The 17733-nt window shown below is 43.4% G+C and carries 16 protein-coding genes; 2 read left to right on the top strand and 14 right to left on the bottom strand.

The genetic code is table 11. The annotated features are described in order from the left end of the window. Window positions 1-118: 118 nt before the first annotated feature. On the top strand, window positions 119-1102 hold the full coding sequence (locus LXO72_RS03795) for a hypothetical protein (RefSeq protein ID WP_233331572.1): 984 nt from the start codon (window positions 119-121) through the stop codon (window positions 1100-1102). Window positions 1103-1324: 222 nt separating this feature from the next. After that, window positions 1325-1567 carry a type B 50S ribosomal protein L31 gene (locus LXO72_RS03800; protein ID WP_023023047.1) on the top strand — a complete coding sequence of 81 codons (243 nt, stop codon included), beginning with the start codon at window positions 1325-1327 and terminating at the stop codon, window positions 1565-1567. A gap of 101 nt (window positions 1568-1668) precedes the next feature. Here the strand turns inward: LXO72_RS03800 and ldcB are convergent, their stop codons facing one another. The 14 genes from ldcB to LXO72_RS03870 all read right to left on the bottom strand — a co-directional run bounded on the left by ldcB (window position 1669) and on the right by LXO72_RS03870 (window position 17721). Then, a complete protein-coding gene (gene ldcB / locus LXO72_RS03805; RefSeq protein ID WP_233331573.1) occupies window positions 1669-2442 on the bottom strand; it encodes an LD-carboxypeptidase LdcB/DacB in 774 nt (257 codons plus the stop codon). Window positions 2443-2452: 10 nt separating this feature from the next. Then, window positions 2453-4252: a TcaA second domain-containing protein gene (locus LXO72_RS03810; RefSeq protein ID WP_233331574.1), complete on the bottom strand. Its 1800-nt coding sequence runs from the start codon at window positions 4250-4252 to the stop codon at window positions 2453-2455. Window positions 4253-4330: 78 nt separating this feature from the next. Continuing rightward, window positions 4331-5503, bottom strand: a complete 1173-nt coding sequence (locus LXO72_RS03815) for a Yip1 family protein (protein WP_233331575.1) — start codon at window positions 5501-5503, stop codon at window positions 4331-4333. A 98-nt stretch (window positions 5504-5601) separates the two neighbouring features. Next, on the bottom strand, window positions 5602-5883 hold the full coding sequence (locus LXO72_RS03820) for a rhodanese-like domain-containing protein (protein ID WP_154858276.1): 282 nt from the start codon (window positions 5881-5883) through the stop codon (window positions 5602-5604). Window positions 5884-5904: 21 nt separating this feature from the next. Further along, on the bottom strand, window positions 5905-6396 hold the full coding sequence (locus tag LXO72_RS03825) for a prolyl-tRNA synthetase associated domain-containing protein (protein ID WP_154858278.1): 492 nt from the start codon (window positions 6394-6396) through the stop codon (window positions 5905-5907). Window positions 6397-6419: 23 nt separating this feature from the next. Continuing rightward, a complete protein-coding gene (locus LXO72_RS03830) occupies window positions 6420-7022 on the bottom strand; it encodes a uracil-DNA glycosylase family protein (RefSeq protein ID WP_154858280.1) in 603 nt (200 codons plus the stop codon). 52 nt (window positions 7023-7074) lie between these two features. Further along, window positions 7075-8481, bottom strand: a complete 1407-nt coding sequence (pepV, locus tag LXO72_RS03835; protein ID WP_154858282.1) for a dipeptidase PepV — start codon at window positions 8479-8481, stop codon at window positions 7075-7077. A gap of 122 nt (window positions 8482-8603) precedes the next feature. Continuing rightward, window positions 8604-9209: a nitroreductase family protein gene (locus LXO72_RS03840; protein ID WP_125329487.1), complete on the bottom strand. Its 606-nt coding sequence runs from the start codon at window positions 9207-9209 to the stop codon at window positions 8604-8606. A 125-nt stretch (window positions 9210-9334) separates the two neighbouring features. Next, window positions 9335-10966, bottom strand: a complete 1632-nt coding sequence (locus LXO72_RS03845; protein ID WP_233331576.1) for a hypothetical protein — start codon at window positions 10964-10966, stop codon at window positions 9335-9337. Window positions 10967-10977: 11 nt separating this feature from the next. Further along, window positions 10978-11826, bottom strand: coding sequence for a metallophosphoesterase family protein (locus tag LXO72_RS03850; RefSeq protein ID WP_233331577.1), 849 nt, complete (start codon window positions 11824-11826; stop codon window positions 10978-10980). Window positions 11827-11921: 95 nt separating this feature from the next. Then, entirely contained in the window at window positions 11922-13754 is a 1833-nt protein-coding gene (gene uvrC / locus LXO72_RS03855; RefSeq protein ID WP_154858288.1) for an excinuclease ABC subunit UvrC, read from the bottom strand. A 144-nt stretch (window positions 13755-13898) separates the two neighbouring features. Further along, window positions 13899-14891, bottom strand: coding sequence for a hypothetical protein (locus tag LXO72_RS03860; protein WP_154858290.1), 993 nt, complete (start codon window positions 14889-14891; stop codon window positions 13899-13901). A gap of 78 nt (window positions 14892-14969) precedes the next feature. Beyond that, on the bottom strand, window positions 14970-16331 hold the full coding sequence (locus tag LXO72_RS03865; protein WP_233331578.1) for a hypothetical protein: 1362 nt from the start codon (window positions 16329-16331) through the stop codon (window positions 14970-14972). A 430-nt stretch (window positions 16332-16761) separates the two neighbouring features. Then, complete coding sequence (locus LXO72_RS03870; protein WP_154858294.1) at window positions 16762-17721, bottom strand: CPBP family intramembrane glutamic endopeptidase; 960 nt, start codon at window positions 17719-17721, stop codon at window positions 16762-16764. Window positions 17722-17733: the final 12 nt, after the last annotated feature.

Genomic DNA, 17733 nt, shown 5'->3' on the forward strand with positions numbered 1-17733 from the left:
TTTTCACAAAAACGAATGAATTTTAATAACATTTAGAAAAATGTGAACGATTTCTTACATTTCCATTCCAGTTTGAGCTTATTTATGCTATAATAATCACAAAAAAAGGAGACGTTTTATGCATAAACATCGTATTTTTATCATCGTCGCAGCAGCTCTTACTGCCATTTCTACCTTTTTGCCATGGAGTACATTAAATGGTGGATCCTTCGGAAGTTATTCTTTCAGTGGAATTCAAGGTGAATTTGGATGGGTCATCGTTGTCCTAGCTATTGGTGCTATCGTTCTAGCTTGTCTTCCAAACATTGCTCCACCAATGAACAAGAATTTTTCCATTGGTGTCATTGCTATCGGTATTCTTGAAAGCTTAATTACGATTATCACTATGTTTAGAGTCTTTGGTGCTTCATCTCAATTCGGTGATGGCTTTTCTATTGGTTTTGGTTTGATTATTGCTGTAATTGCAAGTATTGCTATTGTGGTCACAGGACTCCTTGCTATGTCTGGTGGTAAAATCACTAAAGGGACATTCCAAGAACTTGCATCAACAAGTAGAGGATTTGCACAGTCTGTTGCATCATCTGTCCAATCACCACAACAACCAGGTCAACCTGGACAACAACAATGGCAACAACCGCAACAAGGGTTTGGTCAGCCTGCCCCAGGACAAGGATTCCAACAAGCGCCTCAACAAGGATTTGGTCAACCTGCTCCAGGACAAGGATTCCAACAAGCACCTCAACAAGGGTTTGGTCAGCCTGCCCCAGGACAAGGATTCCAACAACCGCAACAAGGATTTGGTCAGCCTGCTCCAGGACAAGGGTTCCAACAAGCACCTCAACAAGGATTTGGTCAACCTAATCAACAACAATGGCAACAACCGCAACAAGGCTTTGGTCAACCTGCTCCAGGACAAGGGTTCCAACAAGCGCCTCAACAGCCTCAGCAAGGATTCCAACAAGCACCTCAACAAGGTTTCCAACAAGCGCCTCAACAGCCTCAACAAGGCTTCCAACAAGCACCTCAACAAGCTTGGCAACCACAAGAGCAACAGCAACCTCAACAACCAGAACAGTCAACTACTGAACCTGGTCAAGAATAAAATGATTTCTATTGATCTTGCATGGCTAACTATTCCTTTCTAGGACTGTTAGACAAAGTGGGAAAAGCTTACCTAACAGGATGAGCTTCTCCCACTTTTTTTCTTTATAAAATGCGAAAAATTTGGTAAAAATCCTTGCCAAACTCTTTTGTTTTTGATACACTAGCTTAGTAACAATCTATGGCTCGGAAAGAGACCATGGCAGAAAGGAATTATTGCAAAATGAAAAAAGATATCCATCCAGAATATCGCCCTGTTGTCTTCATGGACACTACTACTGGTTATAAGTTCCTTAGTGGTTCAACTAAGTACTCTAACGAGACTGTTGAATTCGAAGGTGAAACTTACCCATTGATCCGTGTTGAAATTTCATCAGACTCACACCCATTCTACACTGGACGTCAAAAGTTCACTCAAGCAGATGGACGTGTGGATCGTTTCAACAAAAAATACGGTCTCAAATAAGAAACCAATCAAAACCACTTCCACTTGGCAGTGGTTTTTTCTTGTTCTTCTCCGCACAAAAATACCGCTCCTTCAAGCTTCCTGAAAGAGCGGTTTTCTTATTATTCGTAGTCGCCACCGGTAAAGTTGAAGTATTCTTCTAGGCTTTTTCCTGAAGCTGCGACGTCTTTTGCATCTTCTCCGATATAGCGAAGGTGCCAGCTTTCAGGCATGTAGCCTGTGCTCGCTTCTTTTCCTTCTTGATAGCGGACGATAAAGCCATACTTGGCAGCATTCTTAAGCAACCATTTGCTTGCGCCTGCTTCTTGGACCAGATTGCCACTAGTATCGATGAGGTCAAATGCTAGACCTGTCTGGTGCTCACTATAGCCAGGACGAGCTGAGTAGCGATCTGCTGCAGCTGCTCCGTCTTGATTGACATAGCTTTGGTAGAGATCAACCTGGGTCTCATAACTGCGGAAACCACTGTATTGATCGCTGATAGCATAGCCTTCTTCCTGCATGGCTGCAATCAACTCGTGCAAGGCCGCAACAGCTGTTGGATCCTCACCTGGATTGTAGTCTGCAGCTAAGGGATAGTGCTTGTTGGCGATGACGATATCTCCAGACTTCCCTTGGACACTGTAATAAGAACCATTGAAGGAAACACCTTTATCTACTGTGACTTCACCAGCCTTCTTCGTTGACTTTTTGCTATCATCAGACGAAGTTGCTTCAGAAGCACTGGTTTCTTTGCTGGCTGACGACTGAGCGACTTGCTTACTGGAAGCAGGCTCTTTTGGCGTCGATCTCTTTGATTCCTTTTGTTGGCCACAAGCGCCCAGGCTCAAAAGAACAAGGCCTGCAAGCGTCCATTTTGTCATGCTTAATTTCATCATAAACCTCCTAATTACCAGCCGTGACCTCGATAGCCGTAATCACGTAGGTATCCCCTACTGGTTTTAGAGTATAGGTCTTGTCCTTGCTACTCTGGCTATCTTTTCGGCTGGTCACATAGTGTACAGTATATTCTTCATGGGTTTTCACGATAATCATTCCGTTCTCTTCGGTAACGCTGAGAACGTTGAAAACACCTGGTGTATAGTAGTCGATTTCAGCCTTCTTGACGCCTCCACCTGTTGTCCACTCCACCATTTCCTTGTAGGCGTCACTTGAAGTGTCATAGTACTTGGAATAAGTGTTGGATCTACTTGAGACAGATGAGAAGATTTCTGTCCGGTAGTCTTGGAGGAAGGAGGTGATAGCAGTTTTCTTCTCTTCTGCCTTCTTGGCTTCTTCTTCCTTGGCTTTACGAGCTGTTTCTGCATCTTTCAACCGTTTAGCCACATCCTTAGAAAGCTTCAAGGTGATGACTTCATCGTCATCAGGAGTTTCACCAATCGTAACCTTGGTCTTTTCAGTTGTATAGCTCTCATTGTTGAGACTAAAGACTGCATGGACCTCGATTTCTTGATGGGCTACGACGTCGACTTCAAATAAGGTACTTGTGCCGACTTCCTTGCCATTCACGGCTACCTTGATATCCGTTGGATTGCTGACTTCCTCTGGGAATTCAACTTCCAGAAGTCGTTTCTCAGAATTGAAGGTCAAGTCCAGCTTATTCTTAGAAGCTTGAGCTGGATCTAGCTTGACCTCACTAGAGATTTTTCCAACTTCGGTCTTACCGTCTAGTTGCATGTCTCGTGGTGCAAAGTGAACCTTTCCAAGTTTGGTTGTTTGGTTCTTCTTGAGCACTGTCGAATCTTTTTCGCTGGTCTTAAGCTTGGCATCATCTAGATTCGTAGTTGCTGTGACTTCAAGTGGATAGGTGGCGATGCGGTATTCTTGGAAGATACCGAATTTCTTATCCGCCTTCTCAATCCCAATCAGCAGATTCTGTTTTTTGTCCTTGACGATCCCTGTTTTTGAAGACTGGGCGATATGATCTAATTCGTAAATGACATCGATCTTCTGAGCCGTCATGTAGTCAAGTAAACCTTGAGCTTCTTCCTTGGTCCACTTATCCTTGTCATTTGATAGGATGCTAGCCACTTCCCGGTAATCCTTTTGTTCAATGGCTGTAACCAATTTGTCTACTGTCACCTGTGGGCCCGTAGTTGTTGAGAAGTAATAGCCTAGTCCAGACAAGACCAAGACCAACAAAGCCAAAATACTGAAGAAGAAGACCTTCTTTTTCTTGCCCTTTTTCTCTTTTTTGACTTTCTTTTCTTTCTTTTTCTTGCCTTTCTTGCCTTTCTTGACAGCTTCTTCTTGCTCTGGCGCTTCTGCTGGCGCTAGGGCTTCAACTGGCTGGGGCAGGCTTTCTGGGGCCTCTGAAGGGCTCTCCACTGGTGCGAAGACCTGTGTTGTTTGATTGGTCTCATCCAAGTGAATCGTTGGAGCAGGTCCTTCCACAATTTCAAAGTTCTGGCTACGTGCAGATTCAATCTCTTCTGGAAGTGGCGCACGTCCATAGAGGGCGAAGAAACGCTCTTCCCAGGCCTGTTGGAGTGGATTTACAACTGCTTCTACCGCCTCCTGCTCTCCTAGTCCTGGCACTTCTGTTGCCACTTGGTCGATAGCTACTCCGGCAATTGATTTGATTGCCTTAAAATCAAAGCCGGAATCTCTTCCGGCAATGAATTCTTCAGGAGTAGGTTTGCGACCGATTACTTTTTCAAATAATTCTACCCATTTTTTGTTCATCGGTATGTTCTCCTAAAACCTAAATTATTTTTATCCGATAGTTGTTGAACAAGATATTATGACCGTTTCCCTATCTGATTAGAAGAAGGAAGCGATATAGAAGGATACTTGTTCTAAAATGCGTCTGTCAATCATGCCAACAATGGTGAAGATGACAAGAATGACTGCTGTAGAAGCAAGGAGCAACAAGAATTTGTCAGCCTTGAATTTTGTTCTGTTCAAACCTTGGTAAACAGTGTAGAACAAGCCTAAGAAGTAGAGAACAAAGATCAAAGATAGAAGGAAGCTAAATCCTTCAAAGTACTTGACTAGAGAAAGGATCAAGACAATGAGGGATGCAGGCAAGGCATAGATAGACAAGCGAGCAAACTCATCGAATGAACGTTTGTAGGTGTACTCTTTGTCTTGCAAGACAAGGTGACGAACCAAGAAACCAGTCAATTGAATAGTATAAAGTGTAAAGAAAGTTACAATGACAATCAATAAGTAAGCCGTAAATCCTACTTGAGCGTAAGGGAAGGCACTCGCCACGAAGAAAAGTGAGAGGCTAAGGATGAAAGCTGTTAACACATAATGAAGGATACCATTCAAGATTTTTGGTTGGTTTTCTACTGTTGGGCGAGCCAAAGCAGAAACGATCCATGACCAGAATCCTTTCATCGCTTGACCAAAGGCGTTTGGTTGAGCAGGTTGTGCATAATAGGCTTGACCTGGTTGAGGTTGACCTGGATAAGGGGCTTGTTGGAATACTTGACCTGGAGCTTGACCTGAAGCAGGTTGACCAAATCCTGGTTGTGGCTGTTGTTGAGGCGCTTGTTGGAAGCCGTTTGGTTGAGCACCAAAGACTGGTGCTTCTGGTGCAGCATTGAATTGTGGCGCTTCTTGAACTGGTGCTTCTGGCGCAGCAGTATATTGTGGCGCTTCTTGCACAGGCGCTTCTGGTGCAGCAGTGAATTGTGGCGCTTCTTGCACTGGTGCTTCTGGCGCAGCAGTGAATTGTGGCGCTTCTTGAACTGGTGCTTCTGGCGCAGCAACGTACTGTGAAGTCACTTCTTCTGGTGCAGCTGGAGCAGCAACAAAGCCAGCATTTGCTTGCTCTGGAGCTACTGGAGCCCCTACAAATTGTGAAGCCTCTTGGGCTACTTGTTCTTCTTGGAACTCACCAGCAGCCAATGCTTGAGCGATCTCTGCTTCAGTTGCTGAACGACCGTTCACAGCTTCAAAGTAATCAAGCCAATCCTGTTTGATCATAAAATAATCTCCTTATAAAATAAAATACAGATATATTATATAAAAATTTTCGCTAGAATTCAATGTTCTACTGGCATTCACTAGCTGGGATTTCCCAACTAGTCAAATGCATCCATGCCACCTTGGACGTTGGTTACATCATAGCCCTCTTCTTCCAAAAATTGGCAGGCACGGGCCGAGCGTCGACCAGACTTGCAGATGACATAATAGGCTTGCTCCCTGTCTAGTTCTGCGTACCGTTCTGCCAACACTGATAAGGGAAGCAAGGTCACTCCGTCCAGATGAAGGGCATCATATTCCTCTTGCTCACGGACATCGAGGACTTGGATTTCTCCTGCCTGGTACTTTGCTACAAAGTCATTAAATGGAATTTCTTTCATGATTTCTCCTTTTTGAGGCCACTATGGCAAGGTTAGTATTTCATAGTTAAAGTCAATGGACTCTAAAAAGCGGAATAGGTCTTTGGTTTTGATAAAGATGGTCTTTTCATTGGTGTTCGGATGGAAGGTCATGATCTCTTCTGATACAATGTCCTGATCGAAATAGACGAGAATATCTTTTTCTTCATTGTTTAACAAGCCAAATGGGGATACCGTCCCTGCTGGTAATTGCATTTTTTCAGCTAGCGATTCAGCTGAAGCCATGCGGATCCGATTGGCTCCTACTTGCTCTTTGAAGTCATCCATATCTAAAGATTTCTGATCATCCATGATGAGCAGATAGTACTGGGTTTTCTTTTTGTTGGTCAAAAACATGCTCTTTGTCCGGACCCCTTCGAGACCTTCAATATAAGAATCGGCCTGCTCAGTAGTAAATGCTGGAGTATGTTCCACCACATCAAATTCAATCCCGAGTTCATCTAGTTTGTCTTTGACTTTTTGATATGCATCCATGGCAATACCTCCTATTGTGGTTATCACTCATTATTCTTTTTGTACTCTCTTAAAATCTGCTGAACCCGAGCCTGGAGATCGGGAACTACTTCTGTCTCAAACCAGGGGTTCTTGGCCATCCAGATCTGGTTGCGAGGTGAAGGATGGACCAGAGGGAAATAATCTGGCAGATAGTCCTTGAACCGACGCACCCGTTCTGTCACCTTGCCACTAACCTTCTCATGGAGATAGTAGGCTTGGGCGTACTGGCCAATCAAGAGGGTCAACTCTATATCCGGACACTCCTTGAGGAGTTGTGGGTGCCACTTTTCCGCAAAGCCTTTGCGAGGTGGCAGGTCCCCTGACTTGCCATGCCCTGGAAAATAAAAGTCCATGGGAATGACCGCAAATAGACCCGAATGATAGAAGGTTTCTTCATCGACTCCTAACCACTCCCTTAGACGGTCTCCACTCTTGTCCTTCCAATAGAGACCTGCTTCTTGGGTCTTGAGACCAGGCGCTTGGCCAATAATATTGATCCGAGCAGTCTTTGGTGCTGCAAATAAGGGCTCGATCCCTTTATCCGTATAGTCTTTGTTTTGTGGATCGGCCATAATGGCCTCTTTGATCAGCTTTAGTTGATCCATTTCTCCTCCATTAAGCAAAAACTCAGCCAGCAAGTGCCGACTGAGTAGAGTCTTATTTGATGAGTTCGTAGATGGCTTCTGCGTAGATTGCAGCTGCACGGTAGAGATCTTCTACATCCGCAAATTCATTGGCTTGGTGCATGGTGTTCACATAGTCTGGGAACATGGCACCGAAGGCAACCCCACGTTTCAATAGACGACCAAAGGTTCCGCCACCGATTACTTGCTCATGACCTTTCAGTCCGGTTTGTTTTTCATAGACACGCAAAAGCGTTGAGACCAATTCATCTTCCATTGGAACATAGTGAGGGGTGTGGCCGTGGGCAGACAAGCTAACGGACGCCACTCCTTCTACTTTTCCAAGACCAGCCTTGATGGTTTCTGGATCTGTTCCTTTAGGGTAACGAATGTTCAAGGCGATGGTGTTATCTGAGCTGTTTTCGTCGAAGTTGAAGACACCCGCATTAACGCTGAGAGCCCCCATCTTTTCATCCACATGGGCAATGCCAAGTTTCTCACCAGCAAAGTCCTCATGAAGAAGAGATGCTGACACTTGCAAGTATGCTTTGGCATCTCCACCGAAGTCAAACTGATTCAAAAAGAGAGCCAAATAGGTTGCTCCATTGATCCCAGCTTCTGGAGTAGAGCCGTGGGCAGATTTCCCGATAATGGTAACTTTAAATTTACCGTCATCCTTTGTTACCACTTCGTAACGAAGTTGGTGGTCATTGGCAAAGGCCTCCAAGAGACCAGCTAGATCTGGTAATTGCCCAGAAACGACTGCTGTCGCTGACTCTGGTACCATGTTTTCACGAAGGCCACCTGTGAAGCTATGAAGATGCGCTTGACCTGTGTTTTGGCCACCGAAGTGGAGGTACTCGGTGATGTTTCCTTTTTCTCCGTTAATGATTGGGAACTCCGCATCTGGTGAAAAACCAAAGTCTGGATCAGGAAGTCCGACGTGTTTGAAATAGTAGTCCATATCGCCCCAGCCAGACTCTTCATCTGTACCGACAACGAAGCGCACACGCTTAGAAACTGGTAATCCCAGATCCTTAATAATCTTCAAACCGTAGTAACAAGCTACTGTAGGCCCCTTGTCATCTGATGAACCACGCGCATAAAGCTTGCCGTCGATAATCTCAGGTTTATAAGGGTCTGTATTCCAGCCACTACCTGCAGGTACCACGTCCATATGGGCAAAGATTCCGAGCTCTTCTTCCCCTTGTCCAAAGGTGAAGTGTCCAGCATAGTTGTCCACGTTGGTTGTTTCGTAGCCATCACGCTCAGCAATTTCCAAGAATTTTTCAAGAGCTTTGACTGGTCCAGGTCCGTAAGGGTGAGTCGCATCCGCCTGGCTGTCATCCCGTTCTGAGTTGATTTCCAAGAGACTGAAAAGGTCAGCCATCATTTCTTCGCGACGTTTTTCTACTTCTGCTTTAAAGTCAATTGTTGTCATGCATTCCTCCGTTATTTCGATTTAAATTGAATCCTATAGAATCCCTTCAGCGACTGCCAAAGGATTCTAGAAAACCGGACTTGTATCGTAGAGACGAGACCATCCGGTTCTTTCAGTTTCTATTAGCGTTTTTCAATGATTTCGTCTACTGGCAAGCGGTAGCTAGGTTCTACCTTCTCCGCTGCGTAACCGACTGTGATCAAGAGTTCTGGACGGAAACGCTCTTCGATTTCCAAGACTTCATTGACTTTTGATTTGTCAAAGCCAAGGATGATGTTTGAGCCGATTCCTTGGTCCGTCAAGGCCAATACCAAGTTCATTGCGACCAATCCAGCATTCAAAGCCAAGTAATCGCTAATCTGTTGTTCATTGTAGCGAGCATATTCTGCAGGAAGGTTTTGCATGAAGTATTGCAACTGCTCCTCTGTGAAGTTCTTGACCCCACCGACACGCGCAATCTTCCGAGCCCGACGTTGCAAATCGGTATCTGTAAAGAGAGCGATGGTCACAGGTGCTTCCATGACTTGGTCATAGTTCCCACCATAGGCTAGTTTAGCCAATTCCGCATTTTTCTGACGAACGACCACGAATTTCCATGGTTGGCTATTGTGCGCACTTGGAGCCAAGGTCGCAATTTCAATAGCTGTCCGTACATCCTTTGGATCGACCGGCTGATCTGTAAAATGCTTGATCGCATGACGTTTTTTGTTGAGTTCTAGGAATTTCATAGTCAACTTCCTTTTCTAATTCTATTACCTCTATTTTAACACAAAATGAAAGAGCTTGCAGAGTTTTTTCATTGAAGAGTCGGTTTCCTTTTCAACTAGGCTCCTGGCCCTTCTACGAGATCAGATCATTCTGATGCAGGACTTTCTTTTTCAAAGAACTGACCACTAGAGTCTTGGATTTTGTTGATAATATCGTCGTAGCGAGAATTTCTTTCTTCCTCATAGAGCTTGTCGATTTCTTGATAGTTCAACGGATTTTCAAACTTTGGTTCTGGCTTGCGACTGAGGAAATCAAGCGTCCCCATAAGAACCATGATCAGGATCACTAAAGAGGTCCAGCCAGTTTCCTTCTTAGGCATACGAACTTTCTTGGTCGAAAGAGATTTCCAACTAGGGTTTTGAGGTAAGAGCTCATAGATTCTCTTTTGAGTCGGGAAGAGGGTCAACAATGCATACAAGGTCAGAAAGAGAAAAGAAAAACTATGGACAGAAATCCAACTATACTTAATTTTCATCTTAAAGGCCTTATAACCAGCTCCCCCCATATACACTTCTAGGGCGAAGACGGCAATCATCAACAGACAGAAAATCAGGATCTGGACTTTCCATAGTTTTCTCAATCCTAAATACTCTTTTTTGAGTGCCTCTTCTTTCTCCTTAGCTTGGTCTACTTCTACTGGAGCTGGGGTGCTTGGTTTTACTTCACTATTACTTTTAGTTGACCCTACGTTCTTTTCAACTGGTTCTAGCTGTCTGGCAAAATAGGCCTCTGCTTCCTTGATGACTTTGCTAAGATTTTCCTCCGTCAACAGATAAGGAAAGCCATTGATCATCCAATTGTCTTTCTTGTCGGCCTTATCCGGCTTCATAACACGAAGAGCAAAGTGTCGTCCAACCAAGCTAATTGAAAAGCTCGCATCATAATATTCAGAAAGAACTGAAAAATCAACGCCATAAAAACTATTAGACTTGACCAGTTTGTTCGCTTCCATAAAGGAAACATCCTTTGTAAACGTCGATCGGATTATCTCTTGTGCTTGGGAAACTTTTTCTTCAACTGTAGCAGGATCAAGGGGGAGTGTTAAAGCAGAAAACGTATCAGTGGAAGTATTCCCTTCTAGACTATCTTTAAACCAATCCAAGAAAGAAGTCATATTGGAAACAGTTAGATCAATAGGTTGAGGAAATGGGAAGTCTTGTCTTTCTATCCCAGACATTGCTGGGGCTATCTCTTCAAGGACAAACTGCTGACCCGCTATCTCAAAGCTAAAAAAAGCTGGATAATGAGGCAACAAACAAGTAAAGACAACCCTAAAGGGTTCATTCTTTTCGAAGGGGCTTCTCCAGAAGTCTATTATTGCTATTCCCTCAAAGGTCGATTCTATCATTCTTTTAAGGAGGAAACGCTTTTTTAAGAGATTATCAGGAGTCAGTGTTTCAGAAAACATAAGGCCAGGTTGATCCAGATAAGCTTTGATCTTTCCGAAGCTATCCCGAAAACGATCTCGATCATACAAAAACTCCATCCCGAATCTTTCAGGACCCCAGAGGAGTGATACATCGTTACCTTCAACCAACATATTTATTGTTGTCTTATATACTTCAAGATGAACCTCAAGAATAAATGTCGGACCATAAGCACTCCGGGCCGTCGTTTCTATATCTACAATCTCGAAATGCTCACCAAAAACATGTTGAAGGGCTTGTCGGATATCATTTACCACAAGCTCTCTATGCTGATCAACAGTTAATCCCATTTCTTTATTACTTACCCCTTATGTGTTTTTATAGACTGAAGGAAAGCATTAGCCTCCTTTAGATAGTCGTGTTGTTCAATCAAGGAAGTTAGAAGCTCGTTGTTATGGCCCCGATAGTTATCCTCGCGTCTCAGTTCTTCGTACATCTCAATAAAGGGAAGGCCCTTGTCCTTAGCATCTTGGAGCTCTGCTTCATAGTCGTAGGCCACCTTCCGAAAGTGCAGGTTGGTCACCCCATCTGCCTCGACATCGATCAGAGCATACTGGGCCCTGTGGTTTTGAATTGGTTCCCAGTCGAAATATGGCATGCCAATAGTCCCTGGATTAAGAATCTGCTGGCCCTGACTGCCATAGCGAAGCAACTGCTTGTGGACATGCCCGTAGATGGCCATATCTGTCTGATCATCCAGCAATTGATCAAAGTTCTCCGTCGCATTAGCTGGACGCAAGTCCCCACCATAATTCTTTTCTGGCAAGTTGTGGCTTAGTGAAAAGCGAATGCCATTGACCTCCTTCTTCTCCACTAGTGGAAGCGAGCGAAGCCAATCGATCCGCTTAGGATCTAGTCCTTCCATGAGGTACTGAGTGAGACGAAGAAGCTGGATCTCCTGCGGATCCTCAAGTCCGTACTCGCCATCCAAGGCCTCTAGAACACAATCGTCCCAATTTCCTCGAACAGCCGCTGTAATCGGAATCGCATCCAGCAAGTCAAAAAGGTCCTCTCGTCCAGGTCCCGGTAGCAAAATGTCCCCTAAAAGCCAGTATTCCGTCGCGCCTAGAGCACGCGCATCCGCAATCACTGCCTCCAGGGCTGTCGTATCTCCGTGAATATCAGATAAAATAGCGATTCGATGGTTCATAACTACTCCTTTATGGATTGAAAAATCTGTGTGCCTTAAGTATAACAAAAACGAGTACAAAAAGTGAAAACCATCCATGAAAATGGATGGTGCAATTACTCAAATCCTTGGGAGGACTCCGCCACTTCCATCAAGGGACTTGCTTCTTCCTGCTTTCCTTGATGGAGCTTGACTTGCACCGCCTCCGCTACTGCTCGTGGGATGCCGACCGTGACAATCTCATCCACAGTGGCTTCTTTGATCTTGGTCAGTGACTTGAAGTGTTTCATCAGTAACTGCTTACGTTTTGGTCCCAAGCCTTCGATGCCGTCCAGCTGAGAGGAGAAGGAATTCTTGGACCGTAGCTGGCGGTGGAAGGTGATGGCGAAACGGTGGACTTCATCCTGGATCCGCTGGAGAAGGAAAAATTCCTGCGAAGTCCGTGAGAGTTCAATGACTTGGAGAGGATCCCCAAAGAGCAATTCATGGGTTTGGTGCTTGTCATTCTTTTGCAGGCCTGCGATGGGAATATCCAACCCCAACTCATCTTGGATGACTTGCTTAGCAATATTGACCTGCCCCTGACCCCCATCGATAACGATCAGATCTGGTGGCGTCAGGCCATCCCGCATAACCCGGCTATAGCGTCTGCGAATGACTTCCCGCATGCTAGCATAGTCATCTGGCCCGACGACAGTCTTGATCTTGTACTTGCGGTAGTCCTTTTTGCTTGGCTTCCCATTGACAAAGACCACCATGGCAGAGACCGGACTGGTCCCCATGATGTTGGAGTTATCAAAAGACTCAATGCGCACAGGAGTTGGAATTTGCAGAAGTTTTCCAAGGTTTTCAATAGCACCTTGGGTCTTTTCCATGGATTTTTCAAGGAGATTAAACTTCTGCTCCAGACTGACACGCGCATTCTTGATGGCCAGATTGACCAACTGCTTCTTCTCCCCACGCTGGGGCTTGAGGACCTTGGTATCCACTAGGACCTTGACCGCTTCCTCATCAATATCCTGAGGAATCAGGATTTCATTGGGGATCAGGTGGGATTTCTCCTGGTAAAACTGTCCCACATAGGTCAAGAAATCCTCGTCCGGATCATTGTAGTAAGGGAAGAGATTGACGTCACGCTCGATCAGCTTGCCTTGACGAACAAAGAAGACCTGCACACACATCCAGCCCTTGTCTACGTAGTAGCCAAAGACATCCCGGTTCTGCAAATCCTTGGCCATGACCCGCTGTTTGGTCCGTAGGGTCCCAATAGCCTGGATCAAATCACGATACTCGGCCGCCCGCTCGAATTCCATGTTCTGCGCAGCGGTAGTCATCTTGAGCTTGAGCTCATCGATAATCTTATCATCCTGCCCCTTAAGGAAATCAGAAACCTCCTGGGCCATGCCCTTAAAATAGGCCTCGTCCTTGTGGCAGACTGTATGGGCCATGCACTGCCCTAGATGATAGTAAAAGCAGACCTTGGAAGGCGGATTGGTACACTTGCGGAATGGGAAAATCCGATCCAAAAGCCGCTTGATCTCATTGGCCGCTCCCACATCCGGATAGGGACCAAAATAGAGACCACCATCCTTTTTGACCTGGCGCGTGATGATGAGGCGCGGATAGCGCTCATTGGTAATCTTGATGAAGGGATAGGACTTGTCGTCCTTGAGCATGATATTGTACTTGGGCTTGTTCTCCTTGATCAGGTTGATCTCAAGAAGCAAGGCCTCAATATTGGACTCGGTAACGATAAACTCAAAATCCACAATCTCAGATACCAGGGCTTCCGTCTTGGTATCGTGGCTCCCTCTGAAATAGGACCGCACCCGATTGCGAAGATTTTTGGCCTTCCCCACATAGATGATGGTACCGTTCTTGTCTTTGTGAATGTAACAGCCCGGACTCGTCGGCAAGAGCTCGAGCTTTGATTTAATCAAGTTATTCATACTCTCTATTATAGCAAAAAAGAGGAGCAATGCCCCTCTTTATATTGTTATATCATAGTATTCATTTTAAATCGTATGCTTTCTAAAGTTCCAAAATGAAAGAATCCCAACTGGAACTCCCACGAGACAGCCAGCCTAGTTCAATCAATCAGTGAGATGATACAATTGTTTAGCTTTATCAATATCATAGTACTGATCAAACTCTTGTTTATTTTTAGTATCATGGTCCTGACCATCTACTGAAAGTTCTTTTGGAATATACAGATATTCGGTTGGGCTATATCCTTTAGGATAAAATAGTGGATACACCGAAACAAGTCGCGGACCAAAATCAATCGTATTCATATTGTTCAAAACAATGATAGTTGAATTTTCTTTTTCTAGAATAGACATTGCTTTTCTATCTTTGCTGATAGGAGAAGTTTTTAACGTCTTTTTCTCAACCACAAATTGGTTGATATCTAAAATGGAATCTTTAATACCAAGCTCTGAAAAATCTTTAACATTTACTTCAGTTTGTGGCAATGGATCTTCCATCGATTCAAGCGCTACGACTTCTTCAACTTTTCTGGTTTGAAGGTTTAAAAATACTTTCTTTTCATTTTTCCATTCTTTTAATGGTCTCACATAAAGCGTTAAATAATCTTTTCCTTTATACGAAAAGACAGGACCAAGATCATTTGAAATATAGCCTTTTTTATACTGATCAACCGTAGCAAGTAAATCAATCTCAGGTTCTTCTTTCAGACGATTTCCCTCCACTTTATACATGGACAGGGTCCAATAAGCATCCTTTCTGACAGTTTCATGGATGTCGGAAGGATGTTTTGGCAATTTCATATTATCTCTGAGAACATAGTGTCGGGATGTTGGATTACGCCACTCCGTGATCAAGTACTCATTATACTTATGCAACTCCTTTTTCTCAGACTCAACAGGGTCCCAATGAACAATAACACCTTGACCATCTGCAATAAACTCGTAAGAGTCAATTTTCGCTTTTCCAGTGTAATATAGAAATCCTGAATATTTCTTCGTTAAATATCCTTGATAGGTATAAAAACTGATGCTTACCAAGAGTCCAATCCCTATAAGTACCCCTAAACTTCGTAAGAACGTTTTTCTGCTAATCTTCACTTTCCACCTCTACCTCTACTAACACCCTAAAAATGCATCTACTCTAAAAAATGGACAAAGCATTTCAATCTTGAACAATTACTTTCCTTTTTCAGATTTAGGGAACATTGAACTCTCTGTACTGACATATGACACGGACTCGTGTGAAACCATGTCACTGATGGATAAGTCTCCATGGTCATCAGTAAACCTATAAATTATTCCATCTTTTTCAAAACTTCGATCCTCACTATTATACAGAATAGTAGTCGTTGTATTTCCTTCTTTGAGAATAATATAATCCCCAGAAAACTCTACCCAAGTCGACTTATCTATAGAAGCTGTATTAGATGATTTACTCTTAACCACTAGATAATACCTGCCATCTTTAATAGCATTCAATTCTTGTTCTTGTTTGATATAGAATATGATCATTGCTACAGGAATTAATAAAAGCAACCCCATTTTAAATTTTTTGGGAAGGAACGACCCTATTTTTTTGAGGACTGCTAGGATGCTTAAAATTATCGCATACATTAAAAATGGTGGGATTAAAAGAAGAGCGATTTTCCAGCCTCTGAAAAAAGCAAGACCTTTATTAGATTTAGCTGCTATATCTCGTTTGACCGGCTCCTCTTCTACCAGCTTCAAACGCAATAGTTTTACAGTGACTTCTTCTTGTCTTGCATCAAGCGAAACACTCTTTCCTCCTGAGTTTTCACTACCTAGATAGGCCTGAGCCATTCTGACCAGATAGAGTCTCTCATCTTCTTTCGCAATGGTAGCAAATAGCTCCCTTGCCTTATTTCTATTCCCTTTGAGGTACTCATTGACTGCCCTTAGGTAGATGGATTCCAATTGAGAGAATTTGGTAGTTTTTACTTCCTTTAAGATGGCATCATTAGCTTCTTTTTTGACCAGAATATCGTAGCGGGCTCTGTAAGCCATCTTGAGCGATTCATCATCTGCTAAATAGTTAGCTAGTAACTCCTCAAACTCATCTTCCTTCAAATCCAGCCTTGAAAATAGGTTCGCATTCAGTAGAATTTCATTTAATGTTACTTGTTCAACATCTGTAAACTTCTGATTCTGTTTGAGTTCCTTTGCAACTGCTTCAATAGATCCAAAGTCACCAATCCGATAATAGTAGAAAAGTATGGCAATCAGTACTCTCACCTTAATCGTTTTGATACTCTTTCTTTTTTGAGTCAGAATATAGCTTGCCATCAGGTCTAGATTGATATCCTCATAGATGAGAATATACAACTTTTTGATTAAAAGAGTATCTTTAATGATAGCTAGAACCAGCTCCATCATTAGGTAAATCAAAAAACAAATGGTTGCAATATTTTTACTTTGGGTTACGTGCACAATATACAAAAATGGTAGGGCTAGAATGACCAATAGGACGATCACTGGAATATTGTAACGCTTTCTGAGTTCTCTATAATCTTTAACCATAAATCTCCTTATTTCATTGACAATTTCTTTCGAATCCTTCTTAGTAGATCTAGACCAAGCTGTGATGCAGCAAGCAATTCCCAATCAACCTAATCGCTTACCATCACTTCTACTACCTCTATTATAGCAAAAAGAGGGATATAAAATAATCCTTTCATGAATGGAAACAAACTATTATTTTACATAAGACAGTTAGATGTTTATAAAAAAATTGAATCTTTTATTCATTTAAGAGGATCAAAAACTTTCCGCTGTGAGAAAAATGCCTGAAACGTAATTGTTTCAGGCATCGGAATTATTGAGACCTTAGGCTCAATAATTAGTCATGGAACTTCTTCGAAGTTCGCTGACGTCCGTACTCACCTAAGGAAAGTTTTTCAGAAGATTTTATATTCAATTTGAGAGAGATCTAACACGATCCCTCTTGATATTAATAGCCTCTTAGGTAAGGAAGTAAGGACATAAGGGTTGTCCCGAGGACCAAGACCCAGAACCAGAAGGAATACATGCTTCTTTGGAAGACGCCTGGTGCTGGTCGGTTTTCTTGTATGTAGTGAAAAATAGCTTTTCTCTTTAAAATCAAGACGATGGTAAAGGCGATGGTTCCACCTAAAAAGACTAGAATTTGAACCCACTCGGCTACATTCATATTGACATGCGTACCGAGGTAATGAAGCCCTTGAGAGAGGACCAGGTTGTTAAAGATATGATAGAAAATGGCCCACCAGATCGAATACTCGAAGGTCAAGTAGCCAAAGCCAAAGCCGATAATCGTCGCAAAGAACAACTGATCAAAATTGGCATGGAACATTCCAAAAGCCAAGGCTGTCATGACGATTGCAAAGACTTTTCCATACTTTTCTAAGGCTCTCAGTCCAGCGGCCCGGAATACCAATTCCTCAGTGATGGGACCAATCAGGGTCGCATAGAGTAAGAGACTCCAAGATTGGCTGAGTTGTTCAGACATGTCCTCTTGAGGCTTGAAAAATCCCAGGGTTTCCATCATGTGGTCTAAGAGCTGTGATAAGGCACTAGAAGCCAATTGGGCAAACCCCAAGAAGGCAATAAACACTAAGAAAGTCTGCCAGGTCATCTTGCGTCCCTTTTGTCTCACATCTCCTTTAAAGAGGGATCCTTGCCGATAAAGGGCAAATAGGAGGACACCTATACTGACAGATATCAAGTAGCTAATCCCATTTCCATTGATGATTGAAGCGACTTCCTCCTGCTTCTCTGCCATCTCCACCCCATACCGTCCATACATAAAGAGGGTAATGGCAAAGGTCGAAATGATGCTGACAAAGACCATGACCAAGAGATAGAGGCAAACCATCCCTGAAAAGCTTCCCAAATCCTTTTTAGGATCTATAAATCGATTGAACTGTTTCATCCATTCACTCCA

Source organism: Streptococcus sp. XMC (genome assembly GCF_021341835.1).
Classification (GTDB): domain Bacteria; phylum Bacillota; class Bacilli; order Lactobacillales; family Streptococcaceae; genus Streptococcus.

Bases quoted from the DNA above. Each gene is read 5' to 3' on its own strand.
- LXO72_RS03795 (WP_233331572.1), top strand. From the start codon at position 119: ATGCATAAACATCGTATTTTTATCATCGTCGCAGCAGCTCTTACTGCC.
- LXO72_RS03800 (WP_023023047.1), top strand. From the start codon at position 1,325: ATGAAAAAAGATATCCATCCAGAATATCGCCCTGTTGTCTTCATGGAC.
- ldcB (WP_233331573.1), bottom strand. From the start codon at position 2,442: ATGAAATTAAGCATGACAAAATGGACGCTTGCAGGCCTTGTTCTTTTG.
- LXO72_RS03810 (WP_233331574.1), bottom strand. From the start codon at position 4,252: ATGAACAAAAAATGGGTAGAATTATTTGAAAAAGTAATCGGTCGCAAA.
- LXO72_RS03815 (WP_233331575.1), bottom strand. From the start codon at position 5,503: ATGATCAAACAGGATTGGCTTGATTACTTTGAAGCTGTGAACGGTCGT.
- LXO72_RS03820 (WP_154858276.1), bottom strand. From the start codon at position 5,883: ATGAAAGAAATTCCATTTAATGACTTTGTAGCAAAGTACCAGGCAGGA.
- LXO72_RS03825 (WP_154858278.1), bottom strand. From the start codon at position 6,396: ATGGATGCATATCAAAAAGTCAAAGACAAACTAGATGAACTCGGGATT.
- LXO72_RS03830 (WP_154858280.1), bottom strand. From the start codon at position 7,022: ATGGATCAACTAAAGCTGATCAAAGAGGCCATTATGGCCGATCCACAA.
- pepV (WP_154858282.1), bottom strand. From the start codon at position 8,481: ATGACAACAATTGACTTTAAAGCAGAAGTAGAAAAACGTCGCGAAGAA.
- LXO72_RS03840 (WP_125329487.1), bottom strand. From the start codon at position 9,209: ATGAAATTCCTAGAACTCAACAAAAAACGTCATGCGATCAAGCATTTT.
- LXO72_RS03845 (WP_233331576.1), bottom strand. From the start codon at position 10,966: ATGGGATTAACTGTTGATCAGCATAGAGAGCTTGTGGTAAATGATATC.
- LXO72_RS03850 (WP_233331577.1), bottom strand. From the start codon at position 11,826: ATGAACCATCGAATCGCTATTTTATCTGATATTCACGGAGATACGACA.
- uvrC (WP_154858288.1), bottom strand. From the start codon at position 13,754: ATGAATAACTTGATTAAATCAAAGCTCGAGCTCTTGCCGACGAGTCCG.
- LXO72_RS03865 (WP_233331578.1), bottom strand. From the start codon at position 16,331: ATGGTTAAAGATTATAGAGAACTCAGAAAGCGTTACAATATTCCAGTG.
- LXO72_RS03870 (WP_154858294.1), bottom strand. From the start codon at position 17,721: ATGAAACAGTTCAATCGATTTATAGATCCTAAAAAGGATTTGGGAAGC.